This is a genomic window from Chloroflexota bacterium (assembly GCA_026389585.1).
Lineage (GTDB): Bacteria > Chloroflexota > Dehalococcoidia > UBA2247 > RBG-13-53-26 > JAPLHP01.
Window position 1 is genome coordinate 1 of record JAPLHP010000016.1, and the last position, 12,718, is coordinate 12,718.

Here is a 12,718-nt window from a genome sequence, read left to right on the forward strand (position 1 = left end):
TCAGCAAACCAGACTACCCACGCATCCGTTCCAGGTATCGGGTTGCAAAAAATCAAAAACATCAGGAGGCAAAAATCAAATGGCATCATGCTCAACTTGCGACAGGTGGTCAGAAATTGAAGGGTGCCTGATAGGCGAGTGTCAGGCATCCCGGGATCAGTGGGCAGCCATTCAGAAAGCATTTCAGAAAAAAAAGGAGAGGGAGGAAAGACTAATGACAATCAGGGACGCAGTGGAAAAGGTGATGAATTGCTCGGAGTCAACCCCGGTTTCAGAGTGCGAGGTTTGCCCGATCAGGCTGCAGTGTGGCCCGCTATATCGGGCGCTTGCCAACGCCGAGCAACAGCTTGAGAAAGAGGCAGGAGAGAAGTAAATGCCAATACAAATGACCGAGATGACCAGCGCGCTAGTCAAGCTCACGGTGGCGACAGAGCTCTTGGAGATGGTGAGGGACGCCCTCTGTCAGATACCCAACAACGTCTGCCCTCACTGCGAGCGGGATATATCAAACCCGCTCTATGTCAGCGATGACGACATCAGGCAGTGGATGTCCAGCTATAGCCAGAAGCACAACGAAGAAAACGAAGAAATAGGAGGAAAGGAGAACCATGGAAGAAGCCAAGTATAGCGCCAACGTCAGAGCCAATCTGAGAGGCTATGACGTGCAAATCACAGCCAGGTCAGACGGCGAGGATGACCTGATCGAGCTCGTGGTCGCCATGGTCGAGAACCTGGACCGCATAGGCGCCATGCCAGAGAGACGCTGGGAGAATGGCAAGACCAACGGAAACGGTCACCAGGAGCCAGCGGCAGTCACCCAGGCCAAACCGGAAGCGAAGCCAGCCCCCGCGCCAGCGCCAAAGGCAGAGGTAAAGCAAGCGCCAGCGCCAGCACCGAAGCCAGCGCCAGCGCCCAAGGCAGCCGCCAAAGTCCCCATCTGTGCCGTATGCGAGGCGGGAAAGGGAAAAATAGAGCTTATCAAGTGGTCAGACAAGGAGACAGGCGAGATGAAACAGGCTTGGAAATGCCAGACGTGCAACACATGGCACAGGGAGCCCCGCTAGTCGGGGCCCCCGGGCCGGCCAGGAAGGAGAGCGCAGAGATGAAAGGCTACAGAAACACCAGCGCATCGAGGACAATCGAGGCCATGCTCCAAAGGTTCCCCATCCTGAACCAGCTATTCGACGACCCCCGCAAGCCCCAGGCCGAAAGGCCGGGTGCTTGCCCCATCTGCGGAAGGCGTCTCAGGTTTGAAATTGTGGAGTTTCACGGTGCCAGCTATCCCGTCAGGATGTGCCCCCGATGCAGCCGACCCGTGACACCCGCCCAGACGCAGAAAGCAATGGCGGACTGGGAGCTACTACAGCGCCGGTACGAGGCGAGACAGCGCGCCCTAGACGAGATCGAGGCGGCGGAATGACATACCAGGCCATGTTCACCGAGACAGGCCGCATCACGGCCATCCCTACCAAGCTCACCGAGCACCCGCAGCTTGAGCAGCAGGGCAACATCTTCAACTGGGAGGAGACCAAGACCAGGCTTGACCAGTGGAAGACCCAGAAAGAAACGAAGGAGGAAACCGAATAATGGCACACCTAATAGAAACAATGATGTATGTCCGCGAGGAGCCCTGGCATGGACTAGGGCAAAAGCTGGAGGCAGAGGCCACCAGCGCCGAGGCACTCAGGGCCGCAGGTCTGGACTGGGATGTCGAGCTCCTACCTGTCTTCCGTGGTGACACCATGGACAGGACCATACTGATACCCGACAAGCGGGCAGTGGTCCGCAAGACAGACGGACGCACCTATAACGTGGTAGGTGACCAGTACACGCCCATCCAGAACGCCCAGGCGTTCGAGTTCTTCGACGACGTGGTGGGCACAGGCCAGGCCGTCTACCACACCGCCGGAAGCATCGCCAACGGAGCCAAGGTTTGGATTCTGGCAAAGCTCCCCACCATCGGCGCCGTGAGAGCTGTTGACCTGATGGAGAACTACTTGCTACTCGTGAACGGCCACGACGGCAGCCTGAGCTTCCAGATGCTCTGGACACCAATTAGAGTGGTCTGTAACAACACCCTTGTGAGAGCGCTGGGCAAGACCAACGGCCAGGTATTCGTCACCCGCCACTCTCCCAACATTCAGGCCCGCGTGGATCTGGCCCAGCAGACGCTCGGAATCACCACCCAGAAATTCGAGACGTTCATGGCCCAGGCCGAGCGCATCGCCGGGCAGTCATTCCTCAAGGCCGAGATGGACGAATTCCTTGCTAACGTACTGGAAATCAGGCCAGACGTCCCCCTTGAGAAGCAGCCCCACAAAGTCAAGGCCATGGCCAGGATCGAAGAGCTCGTGGAGGTAGGCGCTGGCCTGCAGCAGGCCGAGATCAGAGGGACAAAATGGGCACTTTACAACGCCCTCACGGAATGGGTAGACCATGAGCGCTTCGACAACCGCGACAGGGCACTTAATAGCGCCTGGTTCGGATCAGGCGCAGACATCAAGGCCAGGGCATGGGAGCTAATCCAGAACTAAACCAGGCAGGAAGCGGGAGGGCCCCTCCGCCGAGGGGCTCCCCCGCTCCAGAGGAGGAGGAAGAAGACATGAAGCAGTACATCGCAGACGCCCAGACAGGCGAGATCATCAAGGAGCTTGACGACGCCACCCCGAAGAACCGCTTTCTTGCCCCAGGCGAGCAGCCCCCGCCCTGGTCGGAACCAGGACAGCCGAGCCGACCCGCCGCACCCACCGAGGAAGACTTCCCAGCCGAAGAAGCCACGGCAGAGATGAACACCCCCGCTGGAATGGCCATGGTCAGGATCGACCCGGGGGCCGATGCTGTCATCATCGCCCTCGGAACTGAGATCCTGCGGATCAACCGCTACGCCCAGATCACCCAGGTTACCGACCAGGACACCGCCCGGGCAGCCACCAACGACCTCGGAATGGTAGCCAACCTGAAGAAAGCCATCGAGGAGAAGCGGAGGAACTACAAGGCGCCCCTTCTCGAATACGCCAGGAGGATAGACGCCGCCTTCACGTTTATCACATCGCCGCTGGAGGCAGCTGACAAGACCCTCCGGCAGAAGCTGATCGACTACAACCAGAAGATCGAGGCCGAGAGGCAGCGGATCATTGACATCAACCGCCTGAAGGAACAGGCCGCCTTCCTCGAAGCAGAGGCAGCCCGGGACATGGGCCAGGAGGCACCACCACAGCCGAAGCTCGAACGCATCCCCGAGATAGCCCCCGAACACTTCCGGGCCGACATCGGCGCGGTGGGGATCACCACCACCATTGACAGAGAGAAGGTGGATCAGGCCGTAGCCAAAGGGTGCAAGGATATCCCCGGGATATATATCTGGTTTGAGCCCAAGTGGAAGGTTCTCAACCTGAAGATGGTGCCCGAGGAATACAAGAGGAAGAACACCCGCCTGACCACGAAGAAAGGAGAGGACAACTAATGCCACACCGCAAGAAAACGCTCAGACGCCTACCGACCACCGCCCGGAAGATAGCCCGACTCTGCGACGACCTCCACTCTGTCGAAGCCAGGCTAAAGAACCTTATCCCCACTATCGTCGATCTGGAGATGTGGGAGAGGGCCGAGAAAAGAAGCTCCGCAGCCGATCCTTCCGCGGAAGGACTGAAGCTGGAGAGAACGCCAGGGCTGGCAGACTTCACCGAGGAGGAGGGGACTTAGCGCCCCTCCCCAAAATCGATTCGTTTTGGCATTCGTTTCACGCTCCAGGAACCACTCCCCAAGCACGATTCGTTTCCCTAGAAAACATTGCCCGCCGCCATCCGTCCCGCAGAAGCGGCACATAGCCATTGTCCAGCAGGTGGGCCTCAATAACGGTTTCAAAGGCTTTTTCATTCGTCCGCCTCATTGTTGCGGCCCCAGGACAAAACGCGCCCGCTCATGCCTTAGCATCTCGAACGCCGTCATACACTTGATCTCAAGGCCAATACAGGCGTTTGGGATTTTGATCTTCTTCGTTGAGACGGATGCAATCTCGTGGGTGACGACGGTAAGTCCATGGGCCAGCGCGTGGGCCACGAGGTAATAGTCAGCCACTTGCAGGAATGTGCTCACGGCGGCAGCCTCGTAGCGTTGACCCGTCGCCCAAGTGCTGACCGAGCCGAGAGCTGGAACCATCGCTGTATCCGGCTTTAGGAAGAAGTCAGGCCCGCGCTGCGCGGCCCAAGCTGCGAGCTCATCGCCGCCGGCCTCGATCTCGTCGCCGACCTTCTCTATGCTGAAAACCCGCTTCGCCGCATTGCTCGCGATGAGCCAATCCCAGAACGCCGGACAGAAGTCGAGGCCATAGTAGAGGTTCTTCGCCTGCATGAACACATTGGCATCGAGCAGGTAAGCCATCAGACCACCCCCAGGCTGCGCCCGAGATCCCGGAATGTCTCAAGCTTTGAGAAACCAAGCATGCGGAAGGCGTCGCGGTGCAGCGTCTGGCCCTCGAGCGTGCTGACGACGAGAGCGCGGGCGAAGCGCTTGCTGACCCGCGCCGCCTGCGTCAGGTAGAAGTCGCCACCCTTTCCCCTGGGAATAGCCCGCAGCCGTTCCAGTTCTTCCTGATATGCCTGCGAGAGCTGCTCCTGTGTAAGGCCACCGGCGTCGTGGATCCGGCGCAAGACGACCAGTGTGCTGACCTTGAAGCGCCGTGCCATGCGGTCGACCTCGATGCGCAATTCATTGCTCTTCTGGTATTCTTCTCGCACAACGGCGAGCGGCACCAGGAGTTCGGCCGCAACCCGGTTGCACCAGCGCTCGACCCTGTGTTCCGGTATCCACGACGCCTGTGCGTCGGAGATAGCGGTCTGACCAAGCCAGATATGGGCCAACTCATGCGCCAGCGTGAACATCTGGGCCGCCTTGGTGTCCGTGCCGTTGACAAACACCAGAGGCGCCAGGTTATCTGCTATCGCGAAGCCGCGAAACTCTTCAGGGTCGAGGTGTCGGCGGTTGTTGTTCAGCACCACGCCACTGCACATGACAAGGATCCCAAGCGAATCTGCCTGATCGATGAAGCGGCGTAGCGCGTCAGTCCATGTCGGCGTATTGCGGCGCTCCTCAAGGTCGAAACCAAGCACGTGCCGAATTATCGCCGCGGTCTCCTCTACATCGCTCGTCAGACGCGCAGAGCCAACGAAAGGAAGCGGGTCCTCGCCCACGGATCGCGCGAAGTCGCGGTACCACTCCTGGCGCTGCTGGCAAATGTAGACGGTGTCGAGCAGGTCCGGGCTCGGGCTTCCGATGTACTGGCTGCCCGCGGTGCGGAAGTCCGGGATCGGAACGCTCTCTATGGGTGGTTCCTGGAGGAAGAGAAAGCCGACGGGTGTGTGCATGGCCTTGGCGAAACGCTCGATCTGCTTGAGCGTCGGAAGAGGCTCGCCGCTCTCCCAGGCAGCAAGCTGCGGAAAGCGGTGCGTGAGCATACCAACGTCGAACCCGGCACGCTTGCACGCCCAGCGCAGCAATTCCGGTTTCACCTTGACACGCATCATCCCGGCATCCTTATTCACTATTCACCTCTAGCCTCATAACCCCCCTTGACAAGCCAATGTTTAGCTGTATGATTGTATGTCATGCGAGGCGGGAAACGCAATGGAGCCGGCGCCCCACGAGGCAACCTCAATCGCCTCTCCCATGGGGCCAGGTCGGAGACTGTTCAGTCAGCCATCACCCGCGCGCTTCAAGACCCCAAGGGACGTGCCAAGGTGCTAGAGATCGTCCGACGCTATTCCCAACCACTGACCACGGAGACACAGTCATGAAAAACGTTTGGATAAACTCTATTACCATATCTTGTTTTCGAGTCCGTGCCATGGGCTTTATTATAACACCCGGTGCCCCACAGGGGGCATCATCTTCAGAGGCTTCCTGGGCCCTTATTGGTTTCTGCGGTGAGCAGCTTTCCTTTGGATACTGTAATGGGTGATGACAACTAAATTTGATGTCGGTGCTGGCTCTATTCATACGGCAGGCGAAATGCCTGCCAATACCTGGATCATTTTCAAAGATTTCCCACGTGCCGTTGTCATGATGGGCGTCAGTGTCTATAATGGCCACCTTTTTCACTCCGAAGTGGCGTCTCAGCTCATGGATGGCTATAGCGGTGCCGTTGAAGTAGCATCCGCCACCGAAGAAATTGCCGCCGGCATGATGATCGCCGTATCCGGTGAAGACAAAGGCATTATCTATCTCATTGCGCCATATCCTGATGGCTGCTGAGACTGTGCCTGCTGCCGAAAAGAGCGCCCCCTCATATTCGCCACTGGCCTTAACTTGACGGACCATCTCCGGGGTATGGACTTGATGGAGGATTTCCTCAGAGATGGGCTCCAGTTCGAAAGATGAGGGAGGTTTCAGGGGGTAGAAGGCATCATAGAGGAAGACGTTGTCCTTATCCAGATTCCTTCCAGCGCCTGAGGAAAGTCGCGGAGTCTCTCACCATACTGATAATGGAAGAATATGCCGGTTCGGCGTCTAAGCATTCCCTGATGTCAACTGCTCCAGTGTCTTACGATATGTCTCGTAGGTTGTAGCATCAAAGAGGACGAAGACTACCTCGTTCAAGGATTCTTCCTGGCGGAGGAAGCTGATGACTGTCTGAAGGGCTATATCTGCGGCTGGTTCAACAGGGTAGCCATAGGCGCCGGTGCTTATGGAAGGGAATGAGACGCTCTTCAAGCCATTGGCCATTGCTATCTTGAGGCTTTCTCGGTAGGCACTGGCCAGAAGGTCGGACTCGCTGCGGTGACCACCGTGCCAGACAGGACCCACGGTGTGGATGACGTATCTTGCCCCCAGTCTCCCTCCTGTGGTGATGACAGCCTTGCCAGTTGGCAGCCGGCCCTGCCTGGAAACGATCTGTTTACATTCTTCAAGGATAGCCGGCCCTCCAGCACGGTGAATGGCACCATCAACCCCGCCACCGCCCATCAGGCTGGAGTTGGCGGCGTTAACTATGGCATCTGTACTCTGACTAGTAATGTCCCCCTGAACGAGTGAGAGCCTGGTCTTATTGATGGTTACTCTCATTTCCGTTAGCTCTTCTTGTCGATCCATTATAGCCGACCTACTCGGTGGATTCTATGGGCCTTAGGTGCAGGTGGAATTTTGCGGGAAGGCAGCAGGAACTGGCCACAATATTCAAAGGAAAGGTACAAAATCGCATGTTGGTCTCCAAACAGCGAGCCCTATGCTAAATGTGCATGGGGCTCGCTAATGTCTGTAGCTTTGATGTCTCTTGATTGGGGTTGGCTAGTCGCCTGGCTGGGCCAGTGACCATACCACCCTGATGGCGTTGATGACAGCCGCTGGCACCATAAGGACTGCGATGAACTGCACCATGCCGTTAAGGACTCTGCCCAGCCCGTCGATGACGTCGTTCAGGGGATTGAATGACTGCGTTCCAATGCCAACCACGACCAGGGCAATGGCTGCCACCAGGAAGGGGATCATCTCCTTACTGGTGATGTTGAACAGTCCGACGATGATGCCCATGATGAGCAGGATCAGGACGATGGTTCCGTTATCGCCCTCAGATATGCCACCCCCGATGATGGCCAGGAGCATGCCTGCGAAGAATGCTATGGCGCCGATTATGCCTATCATGCTCCTTTGTGGCTTGGATGATGATGTGTTGACCATTAAATACCCTCCTTTCTAGAGTTCTTTAACTCTGGGGCAGAAGTCTAGCAACAACGTGAGATGCTGTCAAGCATTGGACTGCTGGGTGTCATACCTTTTTCCCCCTGTGTTCCAGATTGGGAGATTACTAAGGCGAGAGAGACCGGGATGTGTTTGCTGAATAGGAAAAGCTTGACAGTGAGAGGAGTTTTGTCTGAGAATGTGAACAATAAGGACTAGGCTCCCGATTCTTGAATCATGCGAACGCGAGTTCTGTTTATCAACACGCCCTTCCCCCGTGAAGAACATCCTGTACCACCGCTCGGTTTGACCTACCTTGCTGCAGTACTTGAAAAGGAAGGGATGGATGTCCGCATCCTGGATCTTCTTGTAGAGCAATACTCCCCCGAGAAGCTGAGGAGGAACCTGCAGGAATATCAGCCTCAATTTGTTGCGGCTACATGCTCGACCCTAAATTACGGGATTGCCTCTAGAATCCTCAAGGTCTGCAAGAACTTCGATGCCAGCCTGGTTACACTCATTGGGGGGCCGCACGTGAGTTTTGTGGCCAGTCAGGTAATTGAAAAAGCCCCCTGGATTGATTTTGTTGTAAGAGGAGAAGGCGAATATACGCTGGTAGACCTGTTGCATACCCTGGTAAATGGGAAAGAGTTGAGGGATGTTCTGGGCGTTGCCTTTCGAAGGGATGGGAAGGTTATTCTTACCCCCCCTCGTCCCTTGATTAAAGAACTCGATAAGCTGCCTTTGCCTGCCCGTCACCTGCTTCCTCTATCGAAGTATCGAGCCCTCAAGGCGCCCACCACTGTTATCACCAGCAGAGGGTGTCCTTTTGGTTGCATCTTTTGCTCAGCACCGAAGATGTTTGGAAGGGGTGTCCGCTTCCGAAATCCCAAGCTGGTAGTTGATGAGATAGAGATGATTTACCGAGAGCTCGGCTTCGAGCAAATAAACATTGTTGATGACACCTTTACGGTGAAAGAACAGCATGTGCAGAGTATTTGTGATGGATTGATGGCTCGCGGTCTCAAGGTCAGATGGTCGGTTTACTCCAGGGTGGACACGATCAGCCCGCGTCTACTGAGCATTATGAAGGAGGCTGGCTGTTCCTGGGTCTGTTTTGGGCTGGAGTCAGGATCGCAGGAGATTCTGGATAGGATCAAGAAGGGGATTACTATAGCCAAGTCAAGAGAGGCGGTGAGGATGGCAAAGGAGGCTGGCATAAATACCATGGTCTCCTTCATCCTGGGTCTGCCCGGTGAGAACCCGGAGACCGCCAGACAGACAGTCAAACTGGCCAAGGAACTATTCGATAAGTATGGTGTCAGTTATGGTTTCCATATCCTGGCCCCTATGCCCGGTACGGAGGTGTGCGAAAAGGCCGACGAATATGGCATCAGGATCCTCACCCACAACTGGGCAAAGTATGATGCAAATCGCCCGGTGGCCGAGACCACTACGTTCAGCGCTGCCCAGATGATACGCATAGTCGAGGACTACGAATATGATGTCAATGAAGCCTGGAAGGAGATGAAGTCGCAGGCGGAGTGTGGGAATCCCCAACTCATGGAGAGGGTAGCCGGGACTATTACCCAGGATTTTGTGTGGAAGCTGTTGAAAAGCGATGCAATTGAGCGCGTGGGGCGCTCTGATGGCCATCAAAGTGAGCTGGCCCGGAAGATATCTCAAAGACTGGATGTTTCTTTAGACTTGGCTGAACAAGAACTGGCGAAGCTGATTGCGGCGGGGAATATCACCAGGACCAAAGTGGATGGGGAGAAGCGCCCTGTTTGGAAGTGGGCCTAAAACCTGCAGTGAACTACTGCCTTGGTATTCTTCCGTTCCCTGGCATACAGTCACGGCCCTCCTGGGGATGTCCCCTGAGTAACCCTCCTGATATCTCTCTTCGCCTTATACTATCAGCCTTTCCACTGCTCGGACCCACATAAATTTGAAGGATCTGAAGTGACGTGTTTTGCCTTTGTGGATGCATCATCTCTTATCAATGATTGGCTTCCCGATGGAAGGCGTAGTATTCGGTGACGCGTTTCAGCGCCTTGGCCGCTCTTTCGAAGTTAGTAAAACTGGGTATGCCCCTCTCTATCAACTTGTTTCTTATGTCCAATGCTTCTGCTTCCAGTTGCCCTGCAGAAATAACGGTCAAGAAGGGCTTGGAGCATCTGTTTTTGAATTCTGACAGGGCCTCAACCAGGTTATCGATATAAGAGGGGTAGTATTGCCAGATTTGGGATAGGAACGGTAGGGACAGCTCGAAGACCAGGGAGTCTGTGTTGGCGTCAGCGCTCAGGACATCTAATATCCTGATGGAATCTTCTATTGAAGGCGCATGCCAGGAAATATCCAGCGGATTGAGGTAACTGCCACCTATGATGTTAAAGAAGGAGGCAAATTGCCGATAGGAGCGATCGCTGAGTTTTGGAGCTGTAAGTCCCACCCTGGTGAAGGCATCTGCTATCACCACGGACTGTCCCCCGCTCTGTGCCACCAGAGCCACCCTGCCCCCGAGAGGGGCTTTGAGATAAAGGAGCGCTTTCACACAATCGACCATCTCGTCGAGGCTGTCGACCTTGATGGCGCCGCACTGTCTGATAACGGCCTCCCATATAGTGGGTTTGGAGGCTAGCGAACCGGTGTGGCATGCTATTGCCCTGTATCCCTCTTCGCCTTTACCCCCCTTCCAGACAAGCACTGGTTTGCTTCTGGCCGTTTCCATGAGGGATTGGAAGAACCTTCTTCCCTCCTTTATCCCTTCTATGTACATACCTATTATTTTTGTTTCCTTGTCCTGGGACAGGTATTCCAGGTAGTCTGTGCTGTCGAGGACTGCTCCATTACCATAACTTACTGATTTGCTTATCTTAATTCCGTTTAGTGCTCCTACGAGGCTGAAGAAGATGGCGTGGGTGCCGCTCTGAGAGATGAAGCCTACCGGGCCGGCTATCCCATGGTATTGGTCTGGGTCATGGCGCAACCCGAGAATCGGGTTGAAGATACCCATACAATTTGGCCCGATAAGGTTGAAGTTAGCGTCCTTCGCCATCTTGACAAGAACCTTCTCCAGTCGCAATCCCTCCTCAGTATTTGTCTCGGCAAAACCCGAGGTAAACAGTGCTGCCCCGCCCACTCGCTTCTGAATGCAATCGTTCAGGACACGAGGGGCTACTCCCCTGGGAACGGCGATAAGTACGTAATCCACCGGCTCGGGTATATCAAGCAAGCTGAAGTAGTTCGGTATTCCCATGCTCTCTATGCCGGGCAGTTCTTCCGGGTCAATCTGGACGGAATATAGTTTGCCGGTGAAGGTGCTCAGGCTTCTGAGCCACACATAACCATTCCCCCTCTTGTCGCCCACTACTGCTACGCAGTGAGGGTTAAAGGCCCTATCCAGTTCCTTCCGGTTTATACTCAACGGATAATCCTCCTGTCCGATGCTATAGACGTCATTTGTTGCTACATTGGAATTGGTTTAACCAACTGTCCCAGGGGTTTTCGAAGTCTAGTCGATTATTCTATCACCTCACATTTGAAAAGGCATTTTGATCTGGCATGATTGTAGTAACCGTAGTAGTCAGGATGCCCTGCTTGTCTGGTTTGCTCAGGCAAGTGAGCTTGCGGTATCATATCCTCTAGTCTGCATAAAAGAACCGGAGACTTATCTCATTCTATCTTCGGCCATTGCCGATAAAAGAGGAGGATCAAATTGGCATCAGCGCTTAGTGGGATTAAGGTAATCGACATCTGCGGCTTAGGGCCAGGTTCGCTTGTTTCCATGACCTTGGCAGACATGGGGGCTGACGTCATTAAGGTTGACATGCCACCTGGGGGTGGGCATCGAGGTGTCGGCGATGGTCTGGTTTATTTCCCGGAGGCGGAAGATGAAGCCGAGAAGATGGTTGCCTACGGGGCGGTCAACCGCAATAAGAAGAGCATGGCGATCAATTTTCGAACTGAGGCAGGGCAGAGTGTCCTTCATAAACTGGTCGGGACTTGTGACGTTGTCATCGAAGCCTTCCGGCCAGGTGTGATGGATCGTATGAACGTGGGCTATGAGGCCCTGGCTAAGACAAATCCCAGGATCATCTATTGCGCGATTTCCGGTTATGGGCAAACTGGCCCGTATCGAAGTTTCCCTGGGCATGATGCCAATTATGCTGGTTTTGGGGGTGTATTGGGCTTGACCGGCGATCGCCGTGATGGCCCACCGGTTATGGCGCTCAATATAGTGGCTGATATGGCCGTTGCATATCTGAACGCTGTTATCGGTGTTCTGCTGGCCGTTTGTGCTCGGGAAAGAACAGGTAAAGGTCAGATGGTGGATATATCAATGCTGGATGGTGTTGTGGGGCTTTTGGCTGGTGTGCCTGGTACGGCAGAGTATCCCTACAACGGAGTTTTACCACAGCGTGGTGATACACTGACCAGCGGCAATAACCCCTTCTACGCTGTCTATCAGACCAAGGATGGTAAGTATCTCAGTGTTTGTCCGATTGAGCCGCGCTTCTGGCAGAACCTGTGTCGGGTGCTGGGGCGCGAGGATCTGGCCCCTCATGAATTTGACCTGAGTCCCAAGAAAGAAGAGATGTTGGGGGACTTAAAGAAGATATTCCTCACCAAGACCAGGGATGAATGGTTTGATCTTCTCATCAAGGCTGATGTGCCGGTAGGCAAGGTTCTTGATGTAGATGAAGTATTCAAAGATCCCCAGGTGCTTGCCCGGAAGATGGTAATTGAAGTACCTCATCCCAAATTTGGCAAAGTGAAACAGATTGGCATCAGCGTCAAACTCTCCGATACACCGGGCGAGATACGCAGTTTGGCGGTTCGTCTTGGCAAGCATACTGACGAAGTCCTCTCGGGGTTGGGTTATTCCAAGGCTGAGATCGAGAAACTGCGGCATGACGGGGCGGTTGGCTGAGCCCCCGGTCTTGTTCTTGGCAGAGAAATCTCATCTGAAGAAGCCGTCTTTGTCCTGAGCAGTGGGGACGGGGAGGTGCGGGTTACATTTTAACCGGATTCTCCTTCACCTTTG

The 12,718-nt window shown here is 55.1% G+C and carries 17 protein-coding genes; 11 read left to right on the forward strand and 6 right to left on the reverse strand.

Annotation, left to right across the window (positions count from 1 at the left end; translation table 11 throughout):
• Nucleotides 1-214: 214 nt before the first annotated feature.
• The 8 genes from NTZ04_01235 to NTZ04_01270 all read left to right on the forward strand — a co-directional run bounded on the left by NTZ04_01235 (nucleotide 215) and on the right by NTZ04_01270 (nucleotide 3,702).
• Nucleotides 215-373, forward strand: coding sequence for a hypothetical protein (locus tag NTZ04_01235; protein ID MCX5990948.1), 159 nt, complete (start codon nucleotides 215-217; stop codon nucleotides 371-373).
• Nucleotides 374-628 (forward strand): hypothetical protein, encoded by a 255-nt coding sequence (locus NTZ04_01240; protein MCX5990949.1) that lies wholly within the window; start codon nucleotides 374-376, stop codon nucleotides 626-628. It abuts the gene before it with no gap.
• Nucleotides 609-1,064 carry a hypothetical protein gene (locus NTZ04_01245; GenBank protein MCX5990950.1) on the forward strand — a complete coding sequence of 152 codons (456 nt, stop codon included), beginning with the start codon at nucleotides 609-611 and terminating at the stop codon, nucleotides 1,062-1,064. Before NTZ04_01240 ends, NTZ04_01245 begins: the two co-directional genes overlap by 20 nt.
• A 38-nt stretch (nucleotides 1,065-1,102) precedes the next feature.
• Nucleotides 1,103-1,420, forward strand: a complete 318-nt coding sequence (locus NTZ04_01250; protein ID MCX5990951.1) for a hypothetical protein — start codon at nucleotides 1,103-1,105, stop codon at nucleotides 1,418-1,420.
• Nucleotides 1,417-1,587, forward strand: a complete 171-nt coding sequence (locus tag NTZ04_01255) for a hypothetical protein (GenBank protein MCX5990952.1) — start codon at nucleotides 1,417-1,419, stop codon at nucleotides 1,585-1,587. The genes NTZ04_01250 and NTZ04_01255 overlap by 4 nt, the downstream gene beginning before the upstream one ends.
• On the forward strand, nucleotides 1,587-2,534 hold the full coding sequence (locus NTZ04_01260) for a DUF932 domain-containing protein (protein MCX5990953.1): 948 nt from the start codon (nucleotides 1,587-1,589) through the stop codon (nucleotides 2,532-2,534). Before NTZ04_01255 ends, NTZ04_01260 begins: the two co-directional genes overlap by 1 nt.
• A gap of 68 nt (nucleotides 2,535-2,602) precedes the next feature.
• On the forward strand, nucleotides 2,603-3,463 hold the full coding sequence (locus tag NTZ04_01265) for a hypothetical protein (GenBank protein MCX5990954.1): 861 nt from the start codon (nucleotides 2,603-2,605) through the stop codon (nucleotides 3,461-3,463).
• A complete protein-coding gene (locus tag NTZ04_01270; GenBank protein ID MCX5990955.1) occupies nucleotides 3,463-3,702 on the forward strand; it encodes a hypothetical protein in 240 nt (79 codons plus the stop codon). Before NTZ04_01265 ends, NTZ04_01270 begins: the two co-directional genes overlap by 1 nt.
• Nucleotides 3,703-3,739: 37 nt before the next feature.
• Here the strand turns inward: NTZ04_01270 and NTZ04_01275 are convergent, their stop codons facing one another.
• Genes NTZ04_01275 through NTZ04_01285 form a run of 3 tightly spaced genes read right to left on the reverse strand, consistent with a single transcriptional unit; the run spans nucleotide 3,740 to nucleotide 5,522 of the window.
• The gene (locus NTZ04_01275; protein ID MCX5990956.1) at nucleotides 3,740-3,889 is read right to left on the reverse strand and encodes a hypothetical protein; all 150 of its coding nucleotides are present in this window, start codon (nucleotides 3,887-3,889) and stop codon (nucleotides 3,740-3,742) included.
• Nucleotides 3,886-4,380, reverse strand: coding sequence for a DUF4411 family protein (locus tag NTZ04_01280; GenBank protein ID MCX5990957.1), 495 nt, complete (start codon nucleotides 4,378-4,380; stop codon nucleotides 3,886-3,888). Before NTZ04_01280 ends, NTZ04_01275 begins: the two co-directional genes overlap by 4 nt.
• Nucleotides 4,380-5,522, reverse strand: a complete 1,143-nt coding sequence (locus NTZ04_01285; protein MCX5990958.1) for an ImmA/IrrE family metallo-endopeptidase — start codon at nucleotides 5,520-5,522, stop codon at nucleotides 4,380-4,382. Before NTZ04_01285 ends, NTZ04_01280 begins: the two co-directional genes overlap by 1 nt.
• Before the next feature lie 433 nt (nucleotides 5,523-5,955).
• Here NTZ04_01285 and NTZ04_01290 point away from each other — a divergent pair, with 433 nt between their 5' ends.
• A complete protein-coding gene (locus NTZ04_01290) occupies nucleotides 5,956-6,249 on the forward strand; it encodes a hypothetical protein (GenBank protein ID MCX5990959.1) in 294 nt (97 codons plus the stop codon).
• Between the two features lie 255 nt (nucleotides 6,250-6,504).
• On the opposite strand, the gene NTZ04_01295 is transcribed toward NTZ04_01290, so the two are convergent.
• Complete coding sequence (locus NTZ04_01295) at nucleotides 6,505-7,086, reverse strand: O-acetyl-ADP-ribose deacetylase (protein ID MCX5990960.1); 582 nt, start codon at nucleotides 7,084-7,086, stop codon at nucleotides 6,505-6,507.
• 195 nt (nucleotides 7,087-7,281) lie between these two features.
• On the reverse strand, nucleotides 7,282-7,671 hold the full coding sequence (locus tag NTZ04_01300; GenBank protein ID MCX5990961.1) for a hypothetical protein: 390 nt from the start codon (nucleotides 7,669-7,671) through the stop codon (nucleotides 7,282-7,284).
• A gap of 237 nt (nucleotides 7,672-7,908) precedes the next feature.
• On the opposite strand from NTZ04_01300, the gene NTZ04_01305 reads away from it, so the two are divergent.
• Nucleotides 7,909-9,474 carry a radical SAM protein gene (locus NTZ04_01305; GenBank protein ID MCX5990962.1) on the forward strand — a complete coding sequence of 522 codons (1,566 nt, stop codon included), beginning with the start codon at nucleotides 7,909-7,911 and terminating at the stop codon, nucleotides 9,472-9,474.
• A 196-nt stretch (nucleotides 9,475-9,670) separates the two neighbouring features.
• Here NTZ04_01305 and NTZ04_01310 read toward each other — a convergent pair whose 3' ends face one another.
• The gene (locus NTZ04_01310; protein ID MCX5990963.1) at nucleotides 9,671-11,098 is read right to left on the reverse strand and encodes a CoA-binding protein; all 1,428 of its coding nucleotides are present in this window, start codon (nucleotides 11,096-11,098) and stop codon (nucleotides 9,671-9,673) included.
• Between the two features lie 291 nt (nucleotides 11,099-11,389).
• Here NTZ04_01310 and NTZ04_01315 point away from each other — a divergent pair, with 291 nt between their 5' ends.
• Nucleotides 11,390-12,604, forward strand: coding sequence for a CaiB/BaiF CoA-transferase family protein (locus tag NTZ04_01315; GenBank protein ID MCX5990964.1), 1,215 nt, complete (start codon nucleotides 11,390-11,392; stop codon nucleotides 12,602-12,604).
• The last annotated feature ends 114 nt before the right edge of the window (nucleotides 12,605-12,718 follow it).